29 protein-coding genes are annotated in these 26,731 nt (G+C 66.8%); 5 read left to right on the top strand and 24 right to left on the bottom strand.

What is annotated here, in order from left to right; all coding sequences use genetic code 11:
- Positions 1-130: 130 nt before the first annotated feature.
- Positions 131-1,357 carry an ornithine--oxo-acid transaminase gene (gene rocD, locus CA951_RS44360; RefSeq protein ID WP_087558449.1) on the bottom strand — a complete coding sequence of 409 codons (1,227 nt, stop codon included), beginning with the start codon at positions 1,355-1,357 and terminating at the stop codon, positions 131-133.
- 6 nt (positions 1,358-1,363) lie between these two features.
- Positions 1,364-2,278, bottom strand: coding sequence for a dimethylargininase (ddaH, locus tag CA951_RS44365; protein WP_087558555.1), 915 nt, complete (start codon positions 2,276-2,278; stop codon positions 1,364-1,366).
- Between the two features lie 81 nt (positions 2,279-2,359).
- Here ddaH and CA951_RS19745 point away from each other — a divergent pair, with 81 nt between their 5' ends.
- Positions 2,360-2,812: an Lrp/AsnC family transcriptional regulator gene (locus CA951_RS19745; RefSeq protein ID WP_087558450.1), complete on the top strand. Its 453-nt coding sequence runs from the start codon at positions 2,360-2,362 to the stop codon at positions 2,810-2,812.
- A 77-nt stretch (positions 2,813-2,889) separates the two neighbouring features.
- Here CA951_RS19745 and CA951_RS19750 read toward each other — a convergent pair whose 3' ends face one another.
- From CA951_RS19750 to eccCa, 4 genes are all read right to left on the bottom strand, one after another.
- Entirely contained in the window at positions 2,890-3,171 is a 282-nt protein-coding gene (locus CA951_RS19750; protein ID WP_087558451.1) for a WXG100 family type VII secretion target, read from the bottom strand.
- A 43-nt stretch (positions 3,172-3,214) separates the two neighbouring features.
- Positions 3,215-3,532 carry a WXG100 family type VII secretion target gene (locus CA951_RS19755; protein WP_015889935.1) on the bottom strand — a complete coding sequence of 106 codons (318 nt, stop codon included), beginning with the start codon at positions 3,530-3,532 and terminating at the stop codon, positions 3,215-3,217.
- A gap of 132 nt (positions 3,533-3,664) precedes the next feature.
- Positions 3,665-5,071 (bottom strand): type VII secretion-associated protein, encoded by a 1,407-nt coding sequence (locus CA951_RS19760; protein WP_256973998.1) that lies wholly within the window; start codon positions 5,069-5,071, stop codon positions 3,665-3,667.
- Positions 5,053-9,054 carry a type VII secretion protein EccCa gene (gene eccCa / locus CA951_RS19765; RefSeq protein WP_087558453.1) on the bottom strand — a complete coding sequence of 1,334 codons (4,002 nt, stop codon included), beginning with the start codon at positions 9,052-9,054 and terminating at the stop codon, positions 5,053-5,055. The genes CA951_RS19760 and eccCa overlap by 19 nt, the downstream gene beginning before the upstream one ends.
- A 294-nt stretch (positions 9,055-9,348) precedes the next feature.
- On the opposite strand from eccCa, the gene eccD reads away from it, so the two are divergent.
- Complete coding sequence (gene eccD, locus CA951_RS19770) at positions 9,349-10,821, top strand: type VII secretion integral membrane protein EccD (RefSeq protein ID WP_087558556.1); 1,473 nt, start codon at positions 9,349-9,351, stop codon at positions 10,819-10,821.
- Positions 10,818-12,209: a type VII secretion-associated serine protease mycosin gene (gene mycP, locus CA951_RS19775; protein ID WP_087558454.1), complete on the top strand. Its 1,392-nt coding sequence runs from the start codon at positions 10,818-10,820 to the stop codon at positions 12,207-12,209. Before eccD ends, mycP begins: the two co-directional genes overlap by 4 nt.
- 66 nt (positions 12,210-12,275) lie before the next feature.
- Here the strand turns inward: mycP and eccB are convergent, their stop codons facing one another.
- Positions 12,276-13,784, bottom strand: a complete 1,509-nt coding sequence (gene eccB, locus CA951_RS19780) for a type VII secretion protein EccB (RefSeq protein ID WP_087558455.1) — start codon at positions 13,782-13,784, stop codon at positions 12,276-12,278.
- A gap of 112 nt (positions 13,785-13,896) precedes the next feature.
- On the opposite strand from eccB, the gene eccE reads away from it, so the two are divergent.
- Positions 13,897-15,546: a type VII secretion protein EccE gene (gene eccE, locus CA951_RS19785; protein WP_087558456.1), complete on the top strand. Its 1,650-nt coding sequence runs from the start codon at positions 13,897-13,899 to the stop codon at positions 15,544-15,546.
- Here eccE and CA951_RS19790 read toward each other — a convergent pair.
- The 9 genes from CA951_RS19790 to infA all read right to left on the bottom strand — a co-directional run bounded on the left by CA951_RS19790 (position 15,543) and on the right by infA (position 20,891).
- Entirely contained in the window at positions 15,543-16,109 is a 567-nt protein-coding gene (locus CA951_RS19790) for an NADPH-dependent FMN reductase (protein WP_087558457.1), read from the bottom strand. The genes eccE and CA951_RS19790 overlap by 4 nt on opposite strands.
- 49 nt (positions 16,110-16,158) lie before the next feature.
- Positions 16,159-17,052 carry a tRNA pseudouridine(38-40) synthase TruA gene (gene truA / locus CA951_RS19795; RefSeq protein WP_179220249.1) on the bottom strand — a complete coding sequence of 298 codons (894 nt, stop codon included), beginning with the start codon at positions 17,050-17,052 and terminating at the stop codon, positions 16,159-16,161.
- A gap of 5 nt (positions 17,053-17,057) precedes the next feature.
- The gene (gene rplQ / locus CA951_RS19800; protein WP_087558459.1) at positions 17,058-17,627 is read right to left on the bottom strand and encodes a 50S ribosomal protein L17; all 570 of its coding nucleotides are present in this window, start codon (positions 17,625-17,627) and stop codon (positions 17,058-17,060) included.
- A gap of 27 nt (positions 17,628-17,654) precedes the next feature.
- Entirely contained in the window at positions 17,655-18,716 is a 1,062-nt protein-coding gene (locus CA951_RS19805; RefSeq protein ID WP_037244707.1) for a DNA-directed RNA polymerase subunit alpha, read from the bottom strand.
- 116 nt (positions 18,717-18,832) lie between these two features.
- Positions 18,833-19,438 (bottom strand): 30S ribosomal protein S4, encoded by a 606-nt coding sequence (rpsD, locus tag CA951_RS19810; RefSeq protein WP_005239683.1) that lies wholly within the window; start codon positions 19,436-19,438, stop codon positions 18,833-18,835.
- Positions 19,439-19,460: 22 nt separating this feature from the next.
- Positions 19,461-19,874 carry a 30S ribosomal protein S11 gene (rpsK, locus tag CA951_RS19815; protein ID WP_005239680.1) on the bottom strand — a complete coding sequence of 138 codons (414 nt, stop codon included), beginning with the start codon at positions 19,872-19,874 and terminating at the stop codon, positions 19,461-19,463.
- Complete coding sequence (rpsM, locus tag CA951_RS19820) at positions 19,874-20,248, bottom strand: 30S ribosomal protein S13 (RefSeq protein ID WP_005239677.1); 375 nt, start codon at positions 20,246-20,248, stop codon at positions 19,874-19,876. Before rpsM ends, rpsK begins: the two co-directional genes overlap by 1 nt.
- A gap of 221 nt (positions 20,249-20,469) precedes the next feature.
- Positions 20,470-20,583 (bottom strand): 50S ribosomal protein L36, encoded by a 114-nt coding sequence (gene rpmJ / locus CA951_RS19825; RefSeq protein ID WP_003938068.1) that lies wholly within the window; start codon positions 20,581-20,583, stop codon positions 20,470-20,472.
- 86 nt (positions 20,584-20,669) lie between these two features.
- A complete protein-coding gene (infA, locus tag CA951_RS19830) occupies positions 20,670-20,891 on the bottom strand; it encodes a translation initiation factor IF-1 (protein WP_003418601.1) in 222 nt (73 codons plus the stop codon).
- A 267-nt stretch (positions 20,892-21,158) separates the two neighbouring features.
- Here infA and dtd point away from each other — a divergent pair, with 267 nt between their 5' ends.
- On the top strand, positions 21,159-21,596 hold the full coding sequence (gene dtd, locus CA951_RS19835) for a D-aminoacyl-tRNA deacylase (protein WP_072945822.1): 438 nt from the start codon (positions 21,159-21,161) through the stop codon (positions 21,594-21,596).
- A gap of 20 nt (positions 21,597-21,616) precedes the next feature.
- Here dtd and map read toward each other — a convergent pair whose 3' ends face one another.
- The 8 genes from map to rplF all read right to left on the bottom strand — a co-directional run bounded on the left by map (position 21,617) and on the right by rplF (position 26,728).
- Positions 21,617-22,414 (bottom strand): type I methionyl aminopeptidase, encoded by a 798-nt coding sequence (gene map / locus CA951_RS19840; RefSeq protein ID WP_072945709.1) that lies wholly within the window; start codon positions 22,412-22,414, stop codon positions 21,617-21,619.
- Positions 22,414-22,959: an adenylate kinase gene (locus tag CA951_RS19845; RefSeq protein ID WP_072945707.1), complete on the bottom strand. Its 546-nt coding sequence runs from the start codon at positions 22,957-22,959 to the stop codon at positions 22,414-22,416. The genes map and CA951_RS19845 overlap by 1 nt, the downstream gene beginning before the upstream one ends.
- Positions 22,956-24,269, bottom strand: coding sequence for a preprotein translocase subunit SecY (gene secY, locus CA951_RS19850; protein WP_087558460.1), 1,314 nt, complete (start codon positions 24,267-24,269; stop codon positions 22,956-22,958). Before secY ends, CA951_RS19845 begins: the two co-directional genes overlap by 4 nt.
- Positions 24,270-24,460: 191 nt before the next feature.
- Positions 24,461-24,904 (bottom strand): 50S ribosomal protein L15, encoded by a 444-nt coding sequence (rplO, locus tag CA951_RS19855; protein ID WP_005239667.1) that lies wholly within the window; start codon positions 24,902-24,904, stop codon positions 24,461-24,463.
- A gap of 2 nt (positions 24,905-24,906) precedes the next feature.
- Positions 24,907-25,086 (bottom strand): 50S ribosomal protein L30, encoded by a 180-nt coding sequence (gene rpmD, locus CA951_RS19860; RefSeq protein WP_005253859.1) that lies wholly within the window; start codon positions 25,084-25,086, stop codon positions 24,907-24,909.
- Positions 25,086-25,742 carry a 30S ribosomal protein S5 gene (gene rpsE, locus CA951_RS19865; protein ID WP_072945703.1) on the bottom strand — a complete coding sequence of 219 codons (657 nt, stop codon included), beginning with the start codon at positions 25,740-25,742 and terminating at the stop codon, positions 25,086-25,088. The genes rpmD and rpsE overlap by 1 nt, the downstream gene beginning before the upstream one ends.
- 37 nt (positions 25,743-25,779) lie before the next feature.
- On the bottom strand, positions 25,780-26,187 hold the full coding sequence (gene rplR, locus CA951_RS19870; protein WP_015889921.1) for a 50S ribosomal protein L18: 408 nt from the start codon (positions 26,185-26,187) through the stop codon (positions 25,780-25,782).
- A 1-nt stretch (position 26,188) separates the two neighbouring features.
- Complete coding sequence (gene rplF, locus CA951_RS19875; RefSeq protein ID WP_087558461.1) at positions 26,189-26,728, bottom strand: 50S ribosomal protein L6; 540 nt, start codon at positions 26,726-26,728, stop codon at positions 26,189-26,191.
- Positions 26,729-26,731: the final 3 nt, after the last annotated feature.

Here is a 26,731-nt window from a genome sequence, read left to right on the forward strand (position 1 = left end):
GCGTATCGTCGAGCGATTCCCGGCGGCCAGTTGAGACCCGAGAACCGCCAGCCACTGCGACACGGAGACGCAGCGGCGCACGGCACGCCAACGGAGAACAATACCGGTCAGGGCGCCCCAGGGTCAAAACTCACTCGGCGAGCGCATCGGCGAGCTGTTCGACCGCCCACGTCAGCTCGTCGCGTTCGATCACCAGCGGCGGGGCGATGCGGATCGTGCCCTCGTGCGCGTCCTTCGCGAGGACCCGGCGCGCCAGGAGTCTTTCACAAATCGTGCGGGCGGCCGGCATACCGTCGGCGAGTTGGACGCCGGCCCACAGGCCGCGCCCCCGCACCTCCGACACGTGCTCGGGCGGCAACTGCGACAGCATCTCGTGCAGGTAGGCGCCCAGTTCACGGCTCCGCTGCTGATATTCGCCCGTCTCGAGCAGATCCACCACCGCACTGCCCACCGCGCAGGCGAGCGGGTTGCCCCCGAACGTGCTGCCGTGCTGCCCGGGGCCGATCGCCGCCATCACCGGCCAGTCGGCGACGACGGCGGAGACCGGCATCAGGCCGCCGCCGAGAGCCTTGCCCAGCACATACACGTCGGGGGTCACGTTCTCGTGGTCGCACGCGAACGTCTCGCCCGTCCGCCCGAGCCCGCTCTGGATCTCGTCGGCGATCATCAGGATTCCGCGCCGGGTGCAGATGTCCCGAACCGCCGCGAGGTAGCCCGAGGGCGGCACCAGGACTCCGGCCTCGCCCTGGATCGGCTCGAGGAGCACAGCCACCGTGTTCTCGGTGATCGCGGCCTCGAGCGCGTCCGCGTTCCCGTATTCGACGGACGCGAACCCTGCCGGGTACGGACCGAACCCCGTGTACGCGTCCGGATCGGACGAGAACCCGACGATCGAGATGGTGCGGCCGTGGAAGTTCCCGGCGCACGTGATCACCTCGGCGCGCCCCGGCGGCACACCCTTGACGTCATACCCCCACTTGCGGGCCAGTTTCAGCGCGGTTTCGACGGCCTCGGCGCCCGTGTTCATGGGCAGCACCGCTTCCTTGCGGCACAGCCGGCTCAGGTCCTCGCAGAAGGACGCGAAACGGTCGTGCTGGAAGGCGCGGCTGGTCAGGGTGAGCCGGCCGAGTTGTTCGCGCGCCACCCGCACGAGCGCGGGGTGTGCGTGGCCGAAGTTGAGCGCCGAGTATCCGGCGAGAACGTCCAGGTAGTCGACGCCGTCGATTCCCTTCACCCACGCGCCTGCACCCGATTCGATCACCACAGGAAGCGGCGAGTAGTTGTGGGCGCTGTGCTCCTCGGCCCTGCTCAGCTGCTCACGCGTGGCATCCGACACGGAAACGGCACCGTCCGACATTGCTGGTCACCCCTGACTTTCGTCCCGGATCCCGCGGAACCCGCGGAGCTCCAAAGTGCTGCACTTGATTCCGCCACCGGATTTGAGGAACTCCGAATAGTCGACCGGAACGGGCTCGTACCCGCGGTCCGACAACTGTTCGGCGAGGTGTGAAGCCTGCACGGGCAACACCACATTGGCGCCGTCGCTGACCAGGTTGAGTCCGAGCCAGTCGGTGTCCGTCTCCGCCGCGATCACCGCATCGGGGAACATCCGCTCGAGAACTGCGCGACTGTCGGGCGAAAACGCGGCGGGCAGGTACGCGATGGTGCTGTCGTCGAGCACGCCCAGCGCCGTGTTGAGGTGGTAGTAGCGGGGATTCACCAGGTTCAGGGTGATCACCGGACGACCGAGGTGCGCCGACGCCTCGGCGTGCGACCGTGGGTCGGACCGGAACCCCGTTCCGGCCAGGATCACGTCGCCGACGACGAGGAAGTCGCCCTCCCCCTCGTTGACGTACCGCGGCAGGGTGGGCCTGATCAGCCCGTTGTCCCGAAACCACCGGAACACGTGTTCAGCCTCGGCGCGACGCTCGGCGGTCCGGTACCGGGCGCCGAGAGCGACGCCGTCGACGACGAGTCCGCTGTCGGTGACGAACACCATGTCCGGGAGCCCCTCGACGGGATCGATCGTCAGCACCGCGTGGCCGAGTCGCCGGTAGGTGTCCGCCAGTGCACACCACTGCGACATCGCACGGTCCCGGTCCACGGGTTCGCCGGGGCGCATCCAGTCGTTGATGGCGTAGACGACGTCGAAATACGTGGGCGGGCACATCAGGTACGTCCGCGGGTGCGCCCGGCGGACGGCGCGGACGGCGTCGCCCGGCGCTACCGCCGGATCCTCGTACGGGTTCTCGGACTCGATACCAGCAGTGGGCGCCATCTCCACTCCCCCTCGATCGGTGTCGGTGACATCAGTATCCACCCACCAAAAGGCCTGATCAATGCGCTAGCGTTCCATCACATGGATGATTCGTTGCGTCTGGACGGGCTCGATCGGCGGATCGTTGCGCGTCTGGAGCGCAATGCACGGTCCAGCTTTGCCACGATCGGCGCCGAGGTCGGGCTGTCCGCACCCGCGGTGAAGCGTCGGGTCGATCGACTGGTCGAGTCCGGAGTGATCACCGGATTCCATGCGGTGCTCGATCCCCGCGCCCTCGGCCAGGGCGTCGAGGTGTTCGTCGAGTTGTACTGCAGCGGTCGCACGTCGGCCGTCGAGATCGCGCGGATCGTGTCCCGCCACACCGAAGTCCAGGAGGCGTACACCGTCACCGGCGACGCCAACGCCCTGCTCCGCGTCCGCACCACCGACACCGCGCACCTCGAACGAACGCTGGAGAACCTGCGGTCGGAGCCGGCCGTCCTCCAGACCAAGAGCAGTGTCGTCCTCAGCCGCCTGCTTCCGCCCGCCGACTGATTTCCCCACCAACCGCCGAGACGACAGTGCCCCAGCAACCGTGAATTGCTGGGGCACTCGGGTGTGTCACGCGAAGATCAGAGCCACGCCGTGGCGTTCCGGTCTTCCGCAGTCTGCATGTCGATGGCGCCGTCCTGGACGACCTTCGAGATCGTCTGCAGGACCTGGAGCAGATCCTCGTGAGAGCTGTCCCACTTGGCCTGCACAGCCTGGTAGTTGTCCCGCGCACCGCTCTCCCACTGCGACACGAGGCCGTTCACGTAGCCCTTGAGCTCGTCGTGAGTCTCGCGCAGCTTCGCTTCGTTCGACTTGATGTCGGCCGCCAGCGCCTGCAACTCGGCAAATCCGTACTTCAACATTCGGTGCTCCCCTCGAGCTTCGTAACTGTTCTCGGTGCCGGCGCTAGATGTCGAGCGATCCCGAGGCTCCCGCCGAATGGATCGCATCCTGGTTGGCCTGCTCGGCGGCGTCGTAACCCTTGCCGTTCTCGCGGATCTTCACCGCAATCTCGTCCAGCGACTCCTGCATACGGCGCGAAGCATCTCCGTACCGTGCCATCAGGTTCATGAACGCCGTCTGCGCGCCACCCTGCCACGCCGACGACGACTCCTCGCAACGGCCCTTGAGGCTGTTGATCGTGCCCTGCAGCTGGCTGTTCACCGTCTGCACGTGATTGGCCGCGACCTCCATCTGGCCGACATCGGTAACAACTCCCGCCATGTGTGACTCCTTCTGCTCTCGGTGCGGCGGCCCCCACTGGACTGCCCGAATTCACCCCTACACAAGATTGGACGCGTCATCCGCCCAATCGGTTCCACCTCAGTGGAAGATTTTTCGGCGAAGACAACGGGGTCACTGGACGATCATCAGCGACCGCACGACGTCTTCGCACACGCTCGCGATCGATTCCCATTCCTCGGCCAGGAACTGGCAGCCGACGCTCACCTGGAGGTCGCGTTCGACGAGTACGTGCCATCGCACGGCGGAGCTTTCGTCGGGGAACTCGCTGTACGCGATGCCGGGTCGGCCTCCGAACACGACGTCGCGCTCGAGTTCGCCGAACAGTTCGGGCCGGCCGCGCTGCGCAATCTTCGACGCGAGCGTCGCCGCCACCTCGTCGTATCCGGAACCTTCTCGAACCGCGTTCTGCGTGATGATGATTCGCCGGTCGGCTCCACCCGCCGGCACCAACTCCAGCCGGGGCACGGAGGAGGTCGACGCGCCGGGCGCCCGCTCCTTCCATCCGCTCGGCAGCGTCACGCGAATGCCTCCCACTTCGAGGTCCGCGTCGGCCGTGGTGGTGGTCGGCACCGCGGACCGGGTGAGCGTCGGGGTCGGAGCCGCGGGGGCCGCGCTCGCGTCGAGTGCGCGGACCGTTTCGGTGCCCGCATCGGGCTCCCGAAGTGTGAAGACGAGGACTGCTCCGAAGACCACCGCCAGCACCGCAGCCACCGCGAGGAATGTGGGCCGCACGTTCCGCCGATAGCCGCGATCCGATCCCTGCAGTGCCGGCTCGAGCCAGTTCGCCTGCGGTACAGCCATCGTCGGCGGCGCTTCATCGACGTCGACCACGCCGGCGGCGAGGGCCCGGGCAATCTCTTCGCCGGTGACGATCCGGACTTCGGTGTTCGGGGACGCCACCGCCGTCACGGCGTCCCGCATCGATGCGCGCTCCTGCGAATCTCCGACTCCCGTCAGGATCAGTCCGTCGACAGGGCGATCACCGCATGCCCGCGCGCCGAGTTCCACGATCGCCGCAGCCCATTCGTCGATCCCCTCGTCGGCGCAGAGCGTCGGGTCGTGCTCGCATGCGACGACCCGGTATCCGCCGACCTCGCCGACCACGTAACTGGCCGTGGCTCCCATGGTTCGGCTTTCGAGCACCAGCCATCGACCACCGGAAGAAGCGACACTCTCGGCCGCCGCGACAGCGACCGGAACCAGCACCGCGTCGGCGGCAATTCGCGAACCCGCGGCGGCGAGCACGTCCCGACGCGCGGAACCCCACTCCGTCGGGTGCGACAGTACCGCCGTCGCGACCGGCGACGCCTCCCCCGCACCACCGATCACAGACCGGAACACCGCGGTCAGTGCGTCGGACACCGCGAGAACACCACCGTCGACATCGACGTACTCGTCGTCGACGAAGCAGAGCGGCGTCGTCTCGTGGACCGCCCGCGTCACGCCCCGCACGCAGGACCACATGCCGGATTCAGTGAGATGAATCGCGACCGACGACATCACAGCGGGGGCATCCACGCGAGCTGGATCAGGCCGGTACCCGCACGGTTGACCAGCGTTCCGCGTCCTGGAGGCATCGCGCTCGGACGAACGGTGCCGATGAGATTGCCTTCCTCCCGGTTGCCGCTCATCACGAGGCCCGTGGATTGCAGATCGCGCAGGCGTGCGATGACCGGTTCGTACATCGCCCGTGCCGCACCGCCGGAGCGGCGCGCGATGATCAGGTGGAATCCGATGTCACGGGCGTGCGGCAGGAATTCGACGATCGCGGAGACGGGGTTGCCGCTCGAGGTCACGACGAGGTCGTAGTCGTCGAGGACGACGAAGATTTCGGGCCCCGACCACCAGGACCGGTCGCGCTGCTGCTGACGGCTGAAACCGGGGCCCGGCATGCGCTCCTTCAGTAGGAACGCGAGGTCCCTCATGTTCGTCCCCAGCACGTCCTCGGACGGTGCGTACGAGGCGAGGTGCTCCGTTTCGACGACACCGAGCATCGTGCGCCGGTAGTCGCCGAGAATGATCTTCGCCTGTTTGCTCGTGTTCGACGCCATGATGCCCTGGCAGATGTTCCGCAGGAGCGTCGTCTTACCGCATTCGGTGTCGCCGAACACCAGGAAGTGCGGCTGTTCGGCGAAGTTCAGGAACGTCGGAGCCAATTCGGCCTCGTCGAGGCCGATCGGAATCTGCAGACATGCCTGCGCGGGATCGAGGTAGGAGGGCCACCCGCCGGCGGCGTGAAGGAGGTCTTCGCGGGCGATCTGTGCCGGCAGCATGCGCACTGCCGGAGCGGGCCGGCCGTGCGTCGCAGCGGCGACGGCCGACACCGCGTGCGCCACCCCGGTTGCCAGGTCGGTCGGATCCGAGTTCCCGTCGAACCTCGGCAACCCGACCAGCAGGTGCAGGCTGTCGCGGGTCATGCCGCGTCCGGGCCTGCCTTCCGGAACGAGTGCCGCGGTCTTGCGACCGAGGTCGGAATCCGAGGGGTCACCGAGCCGCAGCTCGATGCGCGTGCCGAGCTGATCCTTGAGTGCGGGCCGGACCTCGCCCCATCGTGAAGCGGTGAGGACGACGTGCACGCCGTACGACAAGCCCTGGGACGCAAGGTTGGTGACCTGCTGTTCGAGAGCCTCGAAATCCTGACGGATGCTGCCGAACCCGTCGATCACCAGGAACACATCGCCGAACGGGTCCTGCGCGACCCCCGCGGCCGGGCCGCCGCTACCGGGGTCGGAGGCACGCAGACGGCGGAACTCCGCCATCGACTCGACTCCGAGGTCGCGGAAACGCTCCTCGCGTTGACGCACGATGGTGTTCATCTCGGCGATGGTGCGCCGCACCCGGTCCACGTCGAGGCGGTTGGCGACCGAGCCGACGTGCGGCAGTCCCGACAGTCCGGCGAGCGTGCCGCCACCGAAGTCGAGGCAGTAGAACTGCACCTGCTCCGCGGAATGGGTGGCGGCCAGCGACGTGATGAGTGTGCGGATGGCAGTGGACTTGCCCGACTGCGGTCCACCCACCACGGCCATGTTGCCGGTGGAGCCGGACAGGTCCACGACGAGCGGGTCGCGCCGCTGGTCGTAGGGCCTGTCGATGATCCCGATCGGTGCACGCAGCGAGCTCAGTGCGGGAACCGGTTCGGTGAGCACGGACCTCGGCAGCATCTGGTCGAGGGTCGGCGCGGCGTCGAGGGGCCGCAGCCACACCTCGTGGGCGCGCGGTCCGCGGTCCTTGATCCGTTCGACCACGACGTCGATGGTGGTGCGGGTTTCCGCAGCCTCCTCGGTCAGGTGGAGTGACTGTGGTTCGTCGAGGTTCTCGACGACGTCGACGGCGACGGGTGCGGCCGTGAAAATCTTCGGCCGCAGCTCGACCGCCGCCTCACCCGGCCGCCGCACGTTGTCGACCCGACTGCCCTCGTAGGTGCCGGACACGTACGAGGCCTGGAAGCGGACGATCTCCGCGGAATCGCATTTGAGGTATCCGGCGCCCGGGGTCGCGGGCAGGTGATAGGCATCCGGCACACCGAGCACGGTGCGCGATTCGTTGGCCGAGAACGTCTTGAGGCCGATCCGGTACGACAGGTGGCTGTCGAGGCCTCGCAGTTTGCCCTCTTCGAGCCTCTGACTCGCCAGAAGCAGGTGAATGTGCAGCGAGCGGCCGAGCCTGCCGATGGCGACGAAGAGGTCCGCGAACTCGGGCTGCTGACTGAGCAGTTCGGAGAATTCGTCGACGACGATGAACAGTGCGGGCAGCGGGTCGAGGTCGGCACCGGCCTGGCGGGCCTTCTCGTATTCGGTGACGTTCGCGAAGTTCCCGGAGGAGCGCAGGAGTTCCTGGCGTCGGTTCATCTCACCGGCGAGGGCGTCCCGCATCCGGTCGACCATCGCGAGTTCCTCGGCGAGGTTGGTGATCACCGCGGCGACGTGCGGCGCGTCCTCGAGACCGAGGAACGTGGCGCCGCCCTTGAAGTCGACGAGGACGAGGTTGAGCGCGTCGGGTGAATGCGTCGAGATCAGCCCGAGCACCAACGTTCGCAGGAACTCCGACTTACCGGAACCGGTGGCTCCGATGCACAGGCCGTGCGGCCCCATTCCGTTCTCGGCCGACTCCTTGAGGTCGATCTCGACCGGGTGACCGTCGACTCCCACACCGATCGGGACCCGCAGCCGGTCGCGGCCCTGGCGGGGCAGCCACGCGTGATCCGGGTTGAGACGGCCGACGTCGCCGATCCCCAGCATCTGGCTCCACGTCTGCACCGGCTGATCGTCGTCGCCGGCGTCCACCGCCGTCTGCGACGCCGTCCGGTACGGCGCGAGTCGGCGGGCCAGTGTTTCCGCCTGGTGAGCGCTGACGAGGTCCGCTGTCGCGAACATCTCGACTCCGGCTCCGCTGCGGGCGCCGAGGGATCCGTCTTGCGCGACGAGCTGGAGGCCACGCGTGGCCGTCAGTCGCGGGCAGAAGCCGCTGATGTCGAGAACGGAGACCGAGTCGACGCCGCCGTCGGTGATCATCCCCGATTCGCCCTCGAGGATCCCGCCGTCGACGACGATGACGAACTGCGGAACACCGGGCGCGGCGGGCGCATTGCGCGAGAACCGGTTTCGCATCGCCAGCTGCGGGCCGAGCGCGGATTCGAGTTCGAGGATCGAGCCGTAGATCATGCGGGACGAACCGACACCGTCGGACGAGTCCGGGTGCTGCGCGTGTGGCAGCCACTTCGCCCAGTCCCACTCGTGCTCCGTGTCGGGGCCGCACACGACGGCGACCAGGAGATTGTCCGGGCCGTGGAATGCGCACAACTGCATGAGCATCGACCGCACGAGGGACCGTGCCGTACCGCGGTCCCCTTCCACGGAGATGGCCGCGAATCCGCGCAGCGACACCGCGGTGGGCAGATCCTGAACGACGGAGTGGGCACGGACGAAGCGACGAAGCGACACCGCTGCAACCGGTTCCAGATCCTCCACCGGCCCGGTCTCCGGCGCGATCAGGCGGGTCGCGAGGCGCTGGCTACCCCGGCCGACGCGCACGTGGCAGTCGTCGGGGTCGGTGATGCGGCGCTCCCACATGCGCGCCGTGCCTGCGAGGGTCCAGAGCAGACCGGGTTCGGGGTGACTCCAATCGAGCGCTTTTCGCTGCTGCTCGCCGGTTTCGTTGACGTCGCGTCGCAGTTGATCGAGGTAGCGCAGGTAGTCCTTGCGGTCTTCGTTGGCCTCCGCCGCTTTCGGGCCGCCACGGCCACCGCCGGCCAACATGCCGAGCATCGACACCATCATCATGACGGGAAAGAGCATCGACATCGGATTGCGGGCCATGCCCGACGAGAACATCAGGGCCATCATCCCGACCATGGCGACGACCATGACCACGGGAAGTAGCTTGGTCAAAAGGTTTCCGGGAACCAGACGTGGAATCTCGGGCGGAGCCTGCAGGCTCACTTCGCCGCCCGGAATGCGTGGTACTTCCCGTCGCGCTTTGCGCACGAACCGAATAGTGCTCACTACTCGCCCCCCATGACTACAACCGCCCCGAAAAAACCGTGCAGCCGATCCGATCCCGAAAATCCGGGTCCGCCCCCCTGGGCTCGATCCGCGAAGTCAGACACTAACCCATGGAGGGCGATCGGGCATATAGTCGGGCATTAGGAGGTCGGCCCTGGTGGACACTGGAGGCGCCGCCTGCAGTGTCGTAAGGTCACCCGTGATCAAATCGGACGACGATCCGTGACCGGTCGTCGATCGGTGTCGAAACGGCGCAGATGGGGTTGTGCGTCGGAAGAGTTGGGGGAAATCGCAGTGTCCATCACCCATGACGAATCGCGGGGATCCGCCTCGTCCACCCGTCCCGGTGCCGCGGCCGATCTGTGCCGTATCACAGTCTTGTCGACGCATTCGCAGGTCGACATGGCCGTTCCGTTCGGTGTGCCGCTCGCCATCCTCGTCCCGGGGATCGTCGACACCATCCGCACCCATCGTAGTGCCAACGATTTCGACGACTCGCTCGAGCAGTACGAACCGAGCGAGTGGGTTCTCGCGAAGATCGGGCACTCGCCGCTCTCGACCACGTTGACGTTGCACGAGCACGGAATCCGCGACGGCGACCTCCTCGTGCTCCAGAGTGTGCACGCCAGCGCACCGCCGCCGCTGTTCGACGACATCATGTACAACGTCGCGATCGCCGACGCCGAGGGTGACCGCGAGTGGACCCGTGGTTCCGCGCGGGTCGTGGGTTCCGTCGCGGCCGTGCTCGGCACCGTCGTCGGTTCGTTCGCGCTGTTGTGGTCCGGAGCGGGGACAGAAGGATTTCTGGGGGCGGGTTGTGCCATCGCGACGGCTCTGCTGTTCCTGATCGCGGGCGCGGTCACCGGCCGTGTCTACGGCGACGCGCCCAGTTCCGTGGTCCTCAGCGGGTGCGCCGTTCCCCTCTCGTTCGCCGCGGGGATGCTGTTCGTGCCCGGCGATCTCGGCGCTGCACACCTGCTCCTCGGGCTCGCGCTGGCCGGCACCACCGCCGTTCTGGCGTTGCGGCTGGGCGGTGTCGGACTGCGACTGTTCACGGCGCTGTCGGTGACATCCCTGTTCGGATCGATCGCCGCGCTCGTCGCCGCGCTGTTCGGCAACCCGAGTGCCGCGGTCGGCGCGGGCGTCGTGGCGGCGGCGCTGATCGGACTGGCCTTCTCGGCCAGGGTGTCGATACTGCTGGCGAAGCTTCCGCTGCCCCCGGTCCCGGCGCCGGGTACATCGGTCGATCCGTCGGAGGACGACCCGGACGACGAGGTCACGATGCCCTCGTTCGACTCCCTCGCACAGCGAGCGGCACGTGCCCGCAAGTACCTCACGGGCCTGGTCGGCGCGATGACGGCACTCGCCGTGACCGGCGCACTCGTCGCGGCGCACCCCGGCGTGCACGGCGGAATCTTCTGGCCCGGGCTCTCTCTCGCCGTCGCCACCGCGACCGTCCTGATGTTCCGGGGACGCACGTACAGCAGCGCCGAGCAGGCCGTTCCGCTGATCGCGGGCGGGGTGACGATCCTGGTTCTGCTGCTCACCGCCGCGGCGGTCGCCCTGCCTGACTTCGCGATCGCGTCGTTCGCGGTCGCGATCCTGTTCGCCGTCGGTGGGCTGGTGCTGGGTATCCTCGCCCCCCGCCAGACGTTCTCGCCCGTGATGCGGCGGGTGGCCGAGCTCATCGATCTGGCGGTGATCGCGTCGATCGTCCCGCTGGTGTGCTGGGTGACCGATCTCTACTCGCTGATGCGTGGACTGTGAGGCGCCCGCTCACCCGCGTCGTCCTGGCCACCGCGATCGTGGCGGTCACCGCCGCCGTGGGTCAGGGCGGCGCCTCGGCCGCGGTGCCCGCTCCCGTGGACGTCGGACTTGTTCCACCGGCGGACCGCCAGAAGGCCGAGCTACGCCGCAATTGTAAAGATGCCGTGCGCGTGCCGGACGGCCCCGACGTCCCGGCGGCCCAGCGCGATCTCGACTTCCAGTCGGTCTGGCCGATCACCAGGGGCGCCGGTCAGCTCGTCGCGGTGATCGACACCGGCGTCTCGCCGCACCCCCGACTCCCCGGACTCATGGACGGCGGCGACCTCGTGGGGACGCAGACCGGAACGGTCGACTGCGACGCGCACGGCACGCTCGTCGCCGGGTTGATCGGAGCCTCGCAGGCGCCCGGCTCCGGTTTCTCCGGCGGCGCACCGGATTCGCGGATCCTGTCGATCCGGCAGACGAGTGCTGCGTACACCCCCGTCGGCCAGGCCGACGAGGTCGACAACGCGGGCAACTCGGTCGGCGGATACGGAAACGTCGTGACGATGGCGACGGCGATCCGGCGTGCGGCCGACCAGGGTGCGACGGTCATCAACATCTCCGAGGTCGCGTGCAAGACCGCTGCCGAGGGGATCGGCAGCGGCGACCGGTACGTGGGCGCTGCCGTGAAGTACGCCGTCACGGTGCACAACGCCGTGGTGGTCGCGGCGGCAGGCAACTTCGGTTCCGGGGACTGCAAGATTCAGAATCCACCGGTCGACCCCCTCCGGCCCGGCGCCGACCTGTCGGACTCCGTGGGCACGATTGCCAGTCCCGCGTGGTACGACGACTACGTGCTCACCGTCGGCTCCGTCGACGCGAACGGGTCGGCGAGCGACTTCAGCCTCGCCGGTCCGTGGGTCGACGTCGCAGCTCCCGGAACCGGTCTCACTTCGCTGCACCCGACCACCGGCGACCTGACGAACACGACGTACGGCCCCGAGGGCAACGCCGAGCCCGTGCAGGGAACGAGTTTCGCCGCCCCGTACGTCTCGGCGACCGTCGCCCTGGTCCGTTCGCGGTTCCCGCAACTGTCCGCACAACAGGTGATGGCCCGCATCGAGGCCACGGCGCATGCCCCGGCAGAGGGGTGGAATCCGTCGGTCGGGCACGGGATCATCGATCCGCTGGCAGCAGTCACCGCCGACGTACCGCTAGACGATGCCACCGTCGATCGGTCGAATTCCGTCGCGATCGAGGCGCTTCCGGCCGCTGCTCCCCCGGACCATCGGCCCCGCAACGTCGCGGTGACGGCCACCGGAACGCTGGGTGCACTGCTCGTGCTCGGCGTCCTGGCATCGTTTCCGCTCCGCCGCCGGTTCCGCTCGGCGACCGACCGGCACTGACGCGATCCGCTCCACGGGGGAGGATGCCGGCCGCCTGCGCGCGCCCGCATCCTCTCCCGCGAAGTCCTACTTGGATCCTGACGCGACAGCGGCAGGGTCGAGGTCCGGTGCGACACCGTCGTGTGCGACCAGCGCCGCCGACTTTCCGAGCGAGGGGCCCTGCGCCAGGAGGCCGAGTATCTGCCAGGGCGCGAGAGGCTGGGCGCCGTCGAGCCCCAAAGCCTTTGCAGAGTCCTTGTCCTTGTCCGCGTCCTTGTCTTCGTCCTTGTCCGGGATGCCGAACCGAACTCCCGTGTCCGCGACGAAGAACCAGCTGTCGCGTCGTGTGCTCGTGGGCTCGATGCCGGTGGACTGCACGAAACCGCTGGTTCCCGGTTGTACGTAGACCGTGTCGGCGTTGTCGCCCGCGTCGTCCGCCTGGGCCAGTTCGACCGCGCGGGCGTCGCCGGGGATCGGGAGGGCGCGGCCCGCGACCAACGACAGTTCGGCCGCCGGCCCACTCGAGCCGGTCTCGTCCGGCGCACGGAGAGGCTTCCAGGTCAGGCAGCTCACGGGACTGTCGGAGGCATCGACGATCGTGGGCGCCGACTCGGGGAAACTGTCCACCGAAATCTGTTCCACGGAGGGGATCCGCTTGGTGGCGTCCGGCGGGACGCTCGACATCTCCGTGTCGCCGTGCGAGTCCGACAGGAAGATCAGGTTCGCGACGGCCGAGCTGATCTTCTGGATTCCGTCGCGAAGAACCACGTAATGGGTGGTCTCGGAGCCGATGAGCGCCGTGAACACCGATCCCACGACCTTGTCCTGCAACGGATACCGGGGGCTGCTCCCGGCCCCCGGGATGACGGGAGCCGTGAGTGGCGGCACTTCGGGGACGGCGTTGACAAGACCCTTGCTCACCGGTCGCGGCCGGGCGCCTTCGAGGCCCAGCGCACGGGTGACCGCAGGGTCGTCCAGGTCGACCCGGGCCCGCTTGCCGCCGTAGATCAGGTACGACGCGTCGGAAGTCGACGCGAGCAGTGCCTGATCTCCCGTGAGGGTCCCGCCGCCGTCGGAGCTCTTCGTGTTGCCGACGATGACCGATGTTGTGACGGAATGATTTCCGTCGGCTGCGATCGAATCGCACACGGTCCACGGGGTCTTCGCCGCGGGATCTCCGGTCGGCAGCGCCGACGGCGCACCGGGAATTCCGACGAGGGCACCGCGTGGACGGGTGTCGATTTCGGATTCCTTGACGATCACCGGATTCTCGGACTTTCCGACGATGAGCCGGGCGGACGCGAGATTCAAAACGGGACGGAGCGTTTCGCCCATGACGACGAACATCGCGCCCGAATCCTTGCCGACGACGATCGACGCGTCGCCGATCCTGTCCTGCGGACGGAACAGCGCCAGCGCGGCGCACCCGGCGAGGCCGAGCGACGCGATCACGACCCCCACCGCGAGTGCGCGCGACTGCGACCGCATGGGGTCGTGCAACATTCGGACGTCGCGGCGCACCAGGGCGTGCTCCATCCTTCTGACCAGAAAGCGATACCCGTTGACCTGCCACCGGGTGGTGGGTGTTACAGCCATTGTTCCTCCCCCGTGCTGCACAGCGCTCGGGGTGACACAGTACAGTTCCATCGACAATCTTCACGGCGGACGGGTACGGGTCTGCTGGGTTCAGGTATTCGGGGGAGGAACCATGGACCGCTCACGTGTCACACGTCGGCCGTCGTCTCTTCGGTTTTCGGCGACCGAGGTGATCGTCGCGCAACTTCTGGGGGTGACCGGCGGGGTCGTGGCCTCGCTGTGCGGGCTGGTCTGGTGGGGCGCCGTCGCAGTTGCCGTCGTCCTCGTCGTCGCCGCGCTCGTCCGGGTGGGCGGCTGGTCGAACCTGGACTGGGCGCGGACGTATTGGCGGTACTGCACCGAACCCGGCCGGGCGGAGTCCCGCACCGTCGGCTTCCAGGCGCCGACCGGTCAGTCCGTCGGGCTCCGCTGGGACGGGGGGAACGTGGTCGCCGTCGTCGAGGTCCTTCCTCCCGCGGGCAGTCTCACCCAGATCACCCGCGAGGGCTTCCAGACGACACACGAACTCCCTACCGACGCGCTCGCCGCATGCCTCGTGCAGCACGACATCTCGCTCACCGGAATCGACATCGTCAGCCACGGCTATCGCGCCGCGGCGGGCACGCCCGCAACCGATGTGTACGACAGGCTGGTCGGCCCGCTCCCGGCGACGGCGACCCGGATGGTGTGGCTCGCTCTGCGATTCGACGCCACCGAGAGCGTCGCCGCTGTCGCGCGGCGAGGCGGCGGCGAGGAAGGCGCCTCCCGAGCGATCACGATCGCCGCCGGCCGGGTAGTGCGCGCACTCGCCGATTCCGGCTGCCGCGCGCGGATTCTCACCGCCCCGGAGATCGACTCCGCCACGCTGCAGATCAGCCGCGGCGTCGACCCGAAGACCTTCACGCAGACATGGAAGCAGACGCCGCTGCCCGGGGTGTGCAACACCGGCTACGGCGTCGATCCGCGGTACCTGACGCGAGATCTGCTCGCAAAGCTGTGGGTCCCGTCGAGCCTCGGCACCACCGTGACGATCCGTCTCCGCCCCAGCGGGCACGACGGCCAGGTGAAGATCGGTGCCGCCTGCCGGATAACGACCCGGACGATGCCCGAGCCGCTCGCGATTCCCGGGCTCGTCTCGATGCAGGGCAGACACAAGGACGGGCTGCTGTCCAATCTCCCCGTCGCAATGTCGGACCTCGACGACCTGATGCCGTTGACCGACATGTCCGTCGAGGATCTGCGCGGCCTGCAGTTGCCCCCGGCGGGGTGCGGCCAGCTCATCGGCTCCGACGACTACGGCCACGGAATCACCGCCCGCATCGCAGGTCCCGGCGTCGGCATGGTCTACGTGGCGGGCGAACTGTACCTCGCCCAGCAACTCGTGTTCCGTGCCGTCGCAACGGGTGCCCGGGTACTCATCCACACCGATCGGCCCGACGCGTGGTCGTCGTTGATCGACTCCATCGCCACACCCGACCGGTTGCGCATCGCGGGCCACAACCCGCAGTCCGACAACAGGTTCAACACGGTGGTGTTCGACGGCGTCAACGCGCTGCCGCCCCGCGCCGGGGTCACGGCGATCTACCTGTACGGGGACCCCAGTCAGTGGCCCGGCGCCGAACCGGACCTGTCCATCGTCCAGCCGAATGCGCTCGGCGACCGGATTCTCCTGTCGACGGGAGGGACGAGCATCGAACTGATGCTGGTCACCATCTCGTCCGAGACGGCGTTCATCGGCCGCCCGCGCGCGGCGGAGGAGTACTCGCCCGCCTACCAGTATTAGCCGGGGTACGGCGTGGTCTCGCGCTGAACCCGGACCGCGTCGGCCCACCACACCAGCTGGGCCAGCATGCGGTCCGCCGAGTCGATGGCGGCGCCGTCGGTGGTCTGCCCCTGCTCGTCGAATCTCTTGCGCACCCGGTGGAAGCTCACGCTCTGCCGGACCGACACCATGTGGAGTTCCGCCACCACCTGACGTAGCTGTTCGGTTGCCCGGAGTCCGCCGGCCAGCCCGCCGTACGACACGAAACCGATGGGCTTCGAACGCCATTCGTGTTTGAGACTGTCGAACGCGGTCTTCAGCGCCGCAGGGTAGCCGTGGTTGTACTCGGAGGTGACGGCCACGAATCCGTCGGCTCGGCCCACCCGCTCACGGAATTCGTCGGTCACCGGGGATTCGCCGAGATCCTGCGGCAACGGCGTGTCGGCGAGGTCGACGACCCCCACGTCCAGCCCCGGGTAGGCGCGCGCACGTTCGGCGAACCAGCCGGCGACGACGGGAGCGATCCGGCCGACCCTGACGGACCCGATGATGATCTCGATCCGGACGGGCTCGACTGCGGTCATGAACTCGCTCCTTCTTTCCGGGGCAATCCTGGAGGTCGACGATCGGGCTTCAGTCGCCGCAGCAGCCGTCGGGCACGGTCCGAACGTCCCGGGTGATCTGGTTGCGTGCCGCCAGATCCGCGTCTTCGGGGTAGTCGACCCGCACCAGGGACAGTCCGTGCGCGGGGGCCACCAGAATCGAACTCGACCGCGACTTCTCGCGGAGGAGACCCTCGATCCAGTCCAGATCGCGCCTGCCCTCCCCCACGGCGAGGACCGCACCGACGAGACTGCGCACCATCGACCAGCAGAACGCGTCGGCGCTGACGAAGGCGGTGAACACGTCGCCGTCGCGTTTCCAGTCGAAACGCTGCAGATCGCGGACCGTGGTGGCGCCCTCCCGGCGTTTGCAGAACGCCGCGAAGTCGTGCAACCCCAGCAGCGTCGCGGACGCCGAGCGCATGAGTTCGAGGTCGAGGACCTTCGGATACGACACGGTGTCCCGGGCTCGGAGCGGGTCGGCACCGTAGACCGCCGATGTCAGGCGGTACTCGTAGTGCCGCCGCATCGCGGAGAACCGTGCGTCGAAGTGTCCGGGCGCGAAGGAGATCTGCTTGATCCGCACATCCTTCGGCAGAAACCGCGCGAGTCTGCGGACCAGCCGAGACGGGTCCTCCGGGATCGCGTCGAGCGGAACGTCGACGTGTGCGACCTGACCCGAGGCATGGACGCCGGCGTCGGTCCGCCCCGCGACCGTGAGCTGCAACGGCGTGCGCAGGACGGCGCCGAGCTTCTCCTCGATCTCCCCGCACACGGTGCGCAGGCCGTTCTGGCGGGCCCACCCGGAGAAGTCCGTTCCGTCGTACGCGATGTCGAGTCGCAAGCGACGGGTCTCATACGAAACGGGCCCGCCGTCCCTCGGGGGGACGACGGGCTCGTTCGATTCAGCGTGTGCCGAAACCAAGTGGACTAGTCCTTCTTGGCCTCTTCGGCCTCGGGAGCGTCGGCCGCGGTGGCGGACTCGTCCTCGATGGCCTCGACGACGGCGTCAGCATTCTCGACCTCGGCGTCGGTTGCCTCGGCCTCGACGGCCTCGACGACGTTCTCCTCGGCGGGAGCAGCAGCCGGCGCATCCTTCGATGCCTTCACGCGACGAGCGCGGTCGGCCTCGGAGGTGACGGTCTTCTCCTTGACGAGCTCGATGATCGCCATCGGCGCGTTGTCACCCTTACGGGGGACCGTCTTGATGATGCGGGTGTAGCCGCCGTCACGATCGGCGTAGAACGGGCCGATCTCCGCGAACAAGGTGTGCACGACATCCTTGTTGCGGATGACCTTCAGAACCTCGCGACGGTGAGCCAGGGTTCCGGCCTTGGCGTGCGTGACGAGCTTCTCGGCGTACGGGCGCAGGGCCTTGGCCTTGGACTCCGTGGTGGTGATGCGGCCGTGCTCGAAGAGCGCGGTAGCCAGATTGGCGAAGATCGCCTTCTGGTGCGAAGCCGACCCGCCGAAGCGGGCACCCTTCTTGGGCTTGGGCATGATGATCTCCTAGTAAAGGACCGTGAGCTACAGCTGTTCGGTCTCGGCGTAGTCCTCGGTGCCCTCGGCATCACCGAAGGAACCGGCGTCCGTGTCGCTCCACGTTCCGGTGGCGGCGTCGTAGCCGGCAACGGTGGTGGGATCGAAGGACGCGGGGCTGTCCTTGAGGGCCAGGCCGAGCGAATGCAGCTTGACCTTCACCTCGTCGATGGACTTCTGTCCGAAGTTGCGGATGTCGAGCAGATCGGACTCGGTACGGCCGACAAGCTCACCGACGGTGTGAACACCTTCGCGCTTGAGGCAGTTGTAGGAACGGACCGTCAGGTCCAGGTCCTCGATGGGCAGTCCGAACGAAGCAATGTGATCGGCCTCGGCGGGCGAGGGTCCGATCTCGATGCCTTCTGCTTCGACGTTCAGCTCACGGGCCAGGCCGAAGAGCTCAACCAGGGTCTTGCCCGCAGAAGCGAGCGCGTCCCGAGCGGTGATGGAGTTCTTGGTTTCCACATCGAGCACGAGCCGATCGAAGTCGGTGCGCTGCTCGACACGGGTGGCCTCCACCTTGTAGGTGACCTTGAGCACCGGCGAGTAGATCGAGTCGACCGGGATACGGCCGATCTCGGCGCCGGACGCCTTGTTCTGGACGGCGGGGACGTAGCCGCGACCGCGCTCGACGACGAGCTCGATCTCCAGCTTTCCCTTGTCGTTCAGGGTGGCGATGTGCAGATCCGGGTTGTTCACGGTGACGCCGGCCGGGGGCACGATGTCGCCTGCGGTCACAGCGCCGGGGCCCTGCTTGCGGACGTACATGGTGACCGGCTCGTCCTCTTCGGAGCTCACCACGAGGCCCTTGAGGTTCAGAATGACGTCGGTGACGTCTTCCTTCACACCGGGAACTGTGGTGAACTCGTGCAGAACGCCGTCGATGCGGATGCTGGTGACAGCAGCGCCGGGGATCGACGAGAGCAGCGTACGGCGGAGCGAATTGCCGAGGGTGTACCCGAAGCCTGGCTCGAGGGGCTCGATGACGAACTTCGAGCGGTTGTCAGCGATGACCTCTTCGGTCAGCGTGGGTCGCTGAGAAATGAGCATTGGATTTCCTCCTGTACGGGCGTCCGCTATTTGACGCCCACGATGGGAAAGGCACTTCGTGCCCGTGCGCCTTTCCGGTAGTCGGAACTACCGGAAAGGCGCACGAGCCGTCAGGCCTACTTCGAGTAGTACTCGACGATGAGCTGTTCCTGCAGAGGAACGTCGATCTGCGCACGCTCGGGAAGCTGGTGAACGAGAACCCGGAGACGTCCACCGACAACCTGCAGCCAACCCGGGATCGGGCGATCGCCCTGGGTCTCGCGCGCAACCTGGAAGGGAAGCGTGGACAGCGACTTGTCCTTGACATCGATGATGTCGTACTGGGAGACGCGGTAGCTGGGGATGTCGACCTTCTTGTTGTTCACGAGAAGGTGACCGTGCGTGACCAGCTGACGGGCCTGGCGGCGGGTGCGTGCCAGTCCGGCGCGGTACACGACGTTGTCGAGACGCGACTCCAGGATGCGGAGCAGGTTCTCACCGGTCTTACCGGGGCGGTTGTTCGCCTCCTTGTAGTACAGGCGGAACTGCTTCTCCATGACGCCGTAGGTGAAGCGAGCCTTCTGCTTCTCCTGCAGCTGGAGCAGGTACTCGCTCTCCTTGATCCGCGCGCGGCCGTGCTGGCCCGGCGGGTAGGGACGACGCTCGAACGCCTGGTCGCCTCCAACGAGGTCGACGCGCAGACGACGCGACTTGCGGGTGATGGGTCCGGTATAACGTGCCATTTTTTTCTACCTATCCTTCCCGCTAGACCCGACGCCGCTTGGGCGGACGGCAGCCGTTGTGCGGCTGGGGGGTGACATCGGAAATGGTGCCGACCTCGAGGCCTGCAGCCTGAAGCGAGCGGATCGCGGTCTCACGGCCGGAGCCGGGGCCCTTGACGAAGACGTCGACCTTCTTGACACCGTGCTCCTGCGCCTTGCGGGCTGCATTCTCTGCGGCCAGCTGGGCGGCGAACGGGGTCGACTTACGCGAACCCTTGAAGCCGACGTGTCCCGAGGACGCCCAGGAAATCACGTTTCCGGCGGGGTCCGTGATGGACACGATGGTGTTGTTGAACGTGCTCTTGATGTGGGCGGCGCCGTGCGGGACGTTCTTCTTGTCCCTGCGACGCGCCTTCTGGGTCTTCTTCGGACCGGTGCTACGTGACTTGGGGGGCATTACTTCGCCTTCTTCTTGCCTGCAATGGTGCGCTTCGGACCCTTACGGGTACGGGCGTTGGTCTTGGTGCGCTGACCACGCACGGGCAGACCACGACGGTGGCGCAGGCCCTGGTAGCAGCCGATCTCGATCTTGCGTCGGATGTCGGCCTGGACCTCGCGGCGAAGGTCACCCTCGACCTTCAGCGACTCCTCGATGTACTCGCGGAGCTTGGCCAGATCCTCGTCCGAGAGATCCTTGCTCCGCAGATCCGGGCTGACGCCGGTGGCGTCCAGGATCTCCTTGGAGCGGGTACGGCCGATGCCGTAGATGTAAGTAAGTGCGATCTCCATCCGCTTTTCACGGGGAAGATCGACACCTGCGAGACGTGCCATGTCGGCATTTCCTATCGGTGTGCGGAGGTCTGCTCCCAGTCCATCCCCTGTGCCTCTTCAAACGTCGGCGGTCTCGCGACCGACAATGCTTCAACTAACTCAGTGGGGCCCCGGCCTCCGTGCCGGGGGTGAACCAATACCTGCTCGAGAGCCGTGAGTACTGGCTGGTGCTGGGAGGTCATCTTTGCTTGTTGCCAAGCAGATCCTCGAAAAGCGGAGATCTAGCCCTGACGCTGCTTGTGGCGCAGGTTCTCGCAGATCACCATGACCCGGCCGTTACGACGGATCACCTTGCACTTTTCGCAGATCTTCTTGACGCTCGGCTGAACCTTCACGTCTTCTGATCTCCTGTTTTGTGGCAGCCCACTACGCAGATCCGCAGCGGACGTACTTCTCCCCGACCTGGTCGGGCGGGGAAGCTTTACTTGTACCGGTAAACGATGCGTCCGCGCGACAGGTCGTAGGGCGACAGCTCCACGACAACGCGATCTTCCGGGAGGATGCGAATGTAGTGCTGACGCATCTTTCCGCTGATGTGGGCGAGAACCTTGTGGCCGTTCTCGAGCTCAATGCGGAACATCGCATTGGGCAGCGGCTCGACTACTCGTCCCTCGACCTCGATGGCCCCGTCTTTCTTAGCCATATCCTCCGCGATCCATGTGGTTTGGCGTGCTTATTGCATCTGTTTCCGTTACCGTGGCGCCCAATGGGATCTTCACCGGCCGAAACATGAACAATCCGGATCGAATCCGGCACTGGGCACGCAGACAACCGGCACGCATAGCGCACCGTTGATCCATGTTACGGGAAATTGCTCACCAGGCCAAATGCGGTCCTCGGACGACCCGCGCGCCTGGCGAGAATTCCGCTTCCGAACCCCACCGGACACGACTCTCGAAGGATGGTGTGCGTGCGCGCCCTGGTACAGCGAGTGACGTCCGCGTCGGTACGGGTGGACGGCGACGAGGTGGGACGGATCACTCCCCCGGCCGGCGGCCACGGGCTGCTCGTCCTGGTTGGCGTCACCCACACTGACGACGCGGCGAAGGCGGCGCTGCTCGCGAAGAAGGTGTGGACCATGCGCATCCTGGAGAACGAGCAGTCCGCTGCCGACCTCGACGCCCCGGTGCTCGTCGCCAGTCAGTTCACGCTGATGGCGGACACCCGGCGGGGCAGGCGACCGTCCTGGTCCGCCGCGGCGCCGAGGCCCGTGGCGGAACCACTGGTGGACGAGTTCACCGGTGCCCTCCGCGAACTGGGCGCAACCGTCGAGACGGGTGTGTTCGGCGAACACATGGAGATCAGCCTCGTCAACGACGGCCCGGTGACGCTGCTGATCGACGTGTAGCCCGCACCCGCAGGTGGCCGCTACTCCGGACGCAGGGTCAGGATGCGCGGTCCGTCCTCGGTGACGGCGACCGTGTGCTCCCAGTGCGCGGCACGAGTGCCGTCCGTGGTGACGACAGTCCAATCATCCTCGAGGACAACCGTATCCGTGGTGCCGAGGGTCAGCATCGGCTCGATGGCCAGAACGGAACCGACCACCAGTTGAGGCCCCTTGCCCGGGGCTCCCTCGTTGGCGAGGAACGGCTCCATGTGCATTTCCCGGCCGATTCCGTGACCGCCGTAGCCGTCGACGATGCCGTACTTGCGGTCGTGCGCGACCTCGGCGGCGCGGGTGCCGAGTTCGATGGCGTGCGAGATGTCGGTGAGCCGGTTGCCCGCCAACATGGCCGCGATCCCCGCCTCCATCGACAGCCGGGTGGCCTCACTGAGCTGCTGGTCAGCTTCGATGATGTCGCCGACACCGAAGGTCCACGCAGAGTCGCCGTGCCAGCCGTCGAGAATGGCGCCGCAGTCGATCGAGACGAGGTCTCCCTCGGCGAGAATGTCTTCTGCCGAGGGGATCCCGTGTACCACGCGATCGTTCACGGACGAACAGATCGACCCGCTGAACCCGTGGTAGCCCTTGAACGACGGCACGGCGCCGGCGCCGCGGATGACCGACTCGGCCACCTCGTCGAGTTCGAGCGTGCTCACGCCCGGCTTCGCCGCTTCGCGGACCGCGACGAGAGCCGCACCGACGATGGCACCGGCGGCCGCCATCGCGTCCAGCTCGCCCGCGGTCCGGAACGGAACGACCTTGCGCTTACGCCCGAAGCCCATTACTTGCCCAGCGCTGCCAGTGCGCGAGCGTTGACCTCGTCGACCTCACCGAGGGCGTCGACGGTCACGAGCTGCTCCTTGTAGTAGTCGAGCAGCGGCGCGGTCTCCTCGCGGTACACCCGGAGCCGGTTGCGGATGACGTCTTCCTTGTCGTCGGCGCGGCCACGGGCCAGCATTCGCTCGACCACGACGTCCTCGTCGACGATGAACGACAGCACGGCGTCGAGCTTGGTGTTCAGCTCGGCCAGGATCGCCTCGAGCGCCTGAGCCTGGTCGACGGTCCGGGGGAAGCCGTCGAGGAGGAACCCGTTGGCGGCATCCGGCTCGCCGACGCGGGCCTTCACCATGTTGTTGGTGATCTCGCTGGGAACCAGGTCCCCGGCGTCCAGGTACTTCTTCGCCTCGAGGCCGAGAGGGGTGGCCTGGCCGATGTTCGCGCGGAACAGGTCGCCCGTGGAGATGTGCGGGACGCCGAGCTTCTCGGACAGGATCGCGGCCTGGGTGCCCTTGCCTGCACCGGGAGGACCAAGGAGGACAAGTCTCACTTGAGGAACCCTTCGTAGTTACGTTGCATCAATTGACTTTCGATCTGCTTGACCGTGTCCAGGGCGACGCTGACGAGAATCAGCACGGCCGCACCACCGAAGATGCTGCTGGAGGTCTGGCTTCCGGACAGGAAGAAGTGGGGCAGCACCGCGATCAGGCCGAGGTAGATCGAGCCGGGAACGGTGATGCGGTTGAGCACGTAATTCAGGTAGTCCGCGGTGGGGCGACCCGGGCGGATACCGGGGATGAAGCCGCCGAACTTCTTCATCTCGTCCGCGCGCTCTTCCGGATTGAACGTGATCGCGACGTAGAAGAACACGAAGAATACGATCAACGCGAAGTAGATGACGATGTACACCGGGTTGTTCGGATTCACCAGGTACTCGTTGATGATCCGCTGCCACCAGCTGGGGTCGGCGGCCGACGTGGCACCGGTGAGCTGCGCGATGAGGTTCGGCAGGTACAGCAGCGACGACGCGAAGATGACCGGGATGATGCCCGCCTGGTTGACCTTGAGCGGCAGGTACGTCGACGAACCGCCGTACATCTTGCGGCCGACCATGCGCTTGGCGTACTGCACCGGGATACGCCGCTGGCCCTGCTCGACGAAGACCACGCCGGCGATGATGGCGAGCGCCGCGACGCAGATGATCGCGAAGATCAGTCCACCGCGGCTGTCCAGGATGGCCTTGCCCTCGGACGGCAGGCGGGACGCGATACCCGAGAAGATCAGCAGCGACATGCCGTTGCCGACACCGCGCTCGGTGATGACCTCGCCGAACCACATGACGAGTGCAGCACCCGCGGTCATGACCAGCACGATGATGACGAGACCGAAGATGCTCTTGTCGGCGATGATCTCTTCCTGGCATCCCTGCAGCAGCTGGCCGCGGGACGCGAGCGCCACGATGCCGGTGGCCTGCAGGATCGCCAGGGCGATCGACAGATAGCGCGTGTACTGCGTCATCTTCGCCTGGCCGGACTGGCCTTCCTTCCGGAGTTCCTCGAACTTCGGAATGACGACCGTCAACAGCTGGACGATGATGCTGGCCGTGATGTACGGCATGATGCCGATCGCGAAGATCGACAGCTGCAGCAGTGCACCGCCGGAGAACAGGTTGATCAGCGAGTAGATGCCCGCGGTATCGCCGCCCGACAGCTGATCGACACACGATCGGACGTTGGCGTAGTCGACGCCCGGCGACGGGATCACGGCACCGATGCGATACAGCGCAACGAGACCGAGCGCGATGAGGATCTTCCGCCTCAGGTCCGGGGTCCTGAGGGCCGAGACGAAGGCGGAAAGCAAAGATCCTCCTGGCACGACGGTGGGGAGACGAAGTCGTAAGCAGACTTGTCCGTGAATGAACTCTAGAACTCTAACAGTGGCAACTGAACGCACAGTTGGGAGACCTGCGGCAGTGCTGCCCGTACAGCCGCAAATGGCCGCAGTACAGCGCGAGGCTGTACTGCGGCCATCTACTGGCTAGCGGTGATAGCTCACAGCTCGGTGGCGGTACCACCGGCAGCAGCGATCTTCTCCTTGGCGGAGCCGGTGAACTTGTCGACCGTCACCTGGACGGCGACAGTCAGGTCGCCGTCGCCGAGAACCTTGACGAGCTGGTTCTTGCGAACGGCACCCTTGGCAACGAGGTCCTCGACCGTGACCTGTCCACCCTCGGGGAACAGACGGGCGATGTCGCCGACGTTGACGACCTGGTACTCGGTGCGGAACGGGTTGGTGAAGCCCTTGAGCTTGGGCAGACGCATGTGCAGCGGCATCTGTCCACCCTCGAAGGCGGCGGGCACGTTCTTGCGGGCCTTGGTGCCCTTCGTGCCGCGGCCTGCGGTCTTGCCGCGCTTGCCGCCTTCACCACGACCGACGCGGATCTTGTCGGACTTGGCTCCCGGCGCGGGGCGCAGGTGATGCAGTTTGATGGTCATGGTTAGACCTCCTCAACTGTGACGAGGTGGCGCACCACGTTGATCAGACCGCGGTTCTGCGCATTGTCCTCGCGGACAACCGTCTGACGGATGCCCTTCAAGCCGAGGGTGCGCAGCGAGTTCCGCTGGTTCTGCTTGGTACCGATGGTGCTCTTGATCTGAGTGACCTTGAGTTCGGCCATTACTTCACGCTCCCAGCCTGTGCGCGCGCACGCAGCATGCCGGCAGGGGCAACGTCCTCGAGGGCGAGACCGCGGCGAGCGGCAACTTCCTCGGGGCGCTGCAGGCCCTTGAGCGCAGCGACGGTCGCATGCACAACATTGATGGCGTTGTCGCTACCGAGCGACTTCGACAGAATGTCGTGGATGCCGGCGCATTCCAGCACGGCACGCACCGCGCCACCGGCGATGACACCGGTACCGGGGCTTGCCGGACGCAGCATGACGACGCCTGCTGCGGCCTCACCCTGAATCGGGTGCGTGATGGTGCTGCCGATCATCGGAACGCGGAAGAAGCTCTTGCGAGCCTCCTCGACGCCCTTCTGGATGGCCGCAGGAACTTCCTTGGCCTTGCCGTAGCCGACGCCGACCAGTCCGTTGCCGTCGCCCACGATCACCAGAGCGGTGAAGCTGAAGCGACGACCACCCTTGACGACCTTCGACACGCGGTTGATCGTGACAACGCGCTCGATGTGGTTCGACTTCTCGGCCGACTGTCCGCCGCGACGATCGTCGCGACCGCCACCGCGACGGTCGCCGCCGCCGCGGTTGTCCCCGGTGTTGGGGCCATTCTGTCCGGCGGGTCCGCTTCCGCCGTCACGCCTCTGACGTCCCGGCATCAGGCTGTCCTTCCGTTCATGTACTCGGTCTTGGTCATCAGAACTTCAACCCGCCTTCGCGAGCTGCGTCCGCAAGGGCCGCGATGCGACCGTGGTAGCCGTGTCCGCCGTGGTCGAACACGACGGTCTCGACACCGGCTGCCTTCGCGCGCTCGGCGATCAGCTGACCGACCTTCGCACTGAGGGCCTTCTTGTCGCCGTCCGCTGCACGCACGTCGGCCTCGGTGGTCGACGCCGCGGCCAGGGTGTGGCCTGCGAGGTCGTCCACGAGCTGGACGTGGATGTGGCGCGAGGACCGGTTGACGACCAAGCGGGGACGCTCGGGCGTGCCGGAGACCTTCTTGCGGAGACGGAAGTGACGACGCACCTTCGACAGGCGACGCTTCGTGGACGCATCCTTGCCGAGCGGAATCCGCTTGGCTTTCTGGTTTGCAGTCTGGCTCATATCACTTACCCGTCTTTCCGACCTTGCGGCGGATCTGCTCACCCTCGTAACGCACGCCCTTGCCCTTGTACGGGTCCGGACGACGGAGACGACGGATGTTGGCCGAGATCTGCCCGACCTTCTGCTTGTCGATGCCCGACACCGAGAACCTGGTGGGCGACTCGACCGCGAAGGTGATGCCTTCCGGAGCCTCGATCGGGACCGGGTGGCTGTAGCCGAGTGCGAACTCGAGGTCCTTGCCCTTGAGCGCGACGCGGTAACCGACGCCGTGAATCTCCATCTTGGTGGTGTAACCGTCGGTGACACCGGTGATGAGGTTCTGAACCAGGGTGCGAGACAGACCGTGCAGCGCGCGGCTGCGACGCTCGTCGTCCGGACGGGTCACGCTGAGCGTGCCGTCGTCGTTCTTCGCAATGGCAATCGGCTCGGAGATCGTCAGGGCCAGCGAGCCCTTGGGTCCCTTGACCGTGACGTCCTGGCCGTCGATCGAGACGTCGACGCCGCCGGGGACGGTGACGGGAATCTTTCCAATACGCGACATTGT

The sequence above is a fragment of the Rhodococcus sp. NCIMB 12038 genome (genome assembly GCF_002165735.1).
Classification (GTDB): Bacteria; Actinomycetota; Actinomycetes; order Mycobacteriales; family Mycobacteriaceae; genus Rhodococcus_F.

Bases quoted from the DNA above. Each gene is read 5' to 3' on its own strand.
- rocD (WP_087558449.1), bottom strand. From the start codon at position 1,357: ATGTCGGACGGTGCCGTTTCCGTGTCGGATGCCACGCGTGAGCAGCTG.
- ddaH (WP_087558555.1), bottom strand. From the start codon at position 2,278: ATGGCGCCCACTGCTGGTATCGAGTCCGAGAACCCGTACGAGGATCCG.
- CA951_RS19745 (WP_087558450.1), top strand. From the start codon at position 2,360: ATGGATGATTCGTTGCGTCTGGACGGGCTCGATCGGCGGATCGTTGCG.
- CA951_RS19750 (WP_087558451.1), bottom strand. From the start codon at position 3,171: ATGTTGAAGTACGGATTTGCCGAGTTGCAGGCGCTGGCGGCCGACATC.
- CA951_RS19755 (WP_015889935.1), bottom strand. From the start codon at position 3,532: ATGGCGGGAGTTGTTACCGATGTCGGCCAGATGGAGGTCGCGGCCAAT.
- eccB (WP_087558455.1), bottom strand. From the start codon at position 13,784: ATGGCTGTAACACCCACCACCCGGTGGCAGGTCAACGGGTATCGCTTT.
- eccE (WP_087558456.1), top strand. From the start codon at position 13,897: ATGGACCGCTCACGTGTCACACGTCGGCCGTCGTCTCTTCGGTTTTCG.
- CA951_RS19790 (WP_087558457.1), bottom strand. From the start codon at position 16,109: ATGACCGCAGTCGAGCCCGTCCGGATCGAGATCATCATCGGGTCCGTC.
- rplQ (WP_087558459.1), bottom strand. From the start codon at position 17,627: ATGCCCAAGCCCAAGAAGGGTGCCCGCTTCGGCGGGTCGGCTTCGCAC.
- CA951_RS19805 (WP_037244707.1), bottom strand. From the start codon at position 18,716: ATGCTCATTTCTCAGCGACCCACGCTGACCGAAGAGGTCATCGCTGAC.
- rpsD (WP_005239683.1), bottom strand. From the start codon at position 19,438: ATGGCACGTTATACCGGACCCATCACCCGCAAGTCGCGTCGTCTGCGC.
- rpsK (WP_005239680.1), bottom strand. From the start codon at position 19,874: ATGCCCCCCAAGTCACGTAGCACCGGTCCGAAGAAGACCCAGAAGGCG.
- rpsM (WP_005239677.1), bottom strand. From the start codon at position 20,248: ATGGCACGTCTCGCAGGTGTCGATCTTCCCCGTGAAAAGCGGATGGAG.
- infA (WP_003418601.1), bottom strand. From the start codon at position 20,891: ATGGCTAAGAAAGACGGGGCCATCGAGGTCGAGGGACGAGTAGTCGAG.
- map (WP_072945709.1), bottom strand. From the start codon at position 22,414: ATGGGCTTCGGGCGTAAGCGCAAGGTCGTTCCGTTCCGGACCGCGGGC.
- rplO (WP_005239667.1), bottom strand. From the start codon at position 24,904: ATGACCATCAAACTGCATCACCTGCGCCCCGCGCCGGGAGCCAAGTCC.
- rpmD (WP_005253859.1), bottom strand. From the start codon at position 25,086: ATGGCCGAACTCAAGGTCACTCAGATCAAGAGCACCATCGGTACCAAG.
- rpsE (WP_072945703.1), bottom strand. From the start codon at position 25,742: ATGCCGGGACGTCAGAGGCGTGACGGCGGAAGCGGACCCGCCGGACAG.
- rplR (WP_015889921.1), bottom strand. From the start codon at position 26,187: ATGAGCCAGACTGCAAACCAGAAAGCCAAGCGGATTCCGCTCGGCAAG.
- rplF (WP_087558461.1), bottom strand. From the start codon at position 26,728: ATGTCGCGTATTGGAAAGATTCCCGTCACCGTCCCCGGCGGCGTCGAC.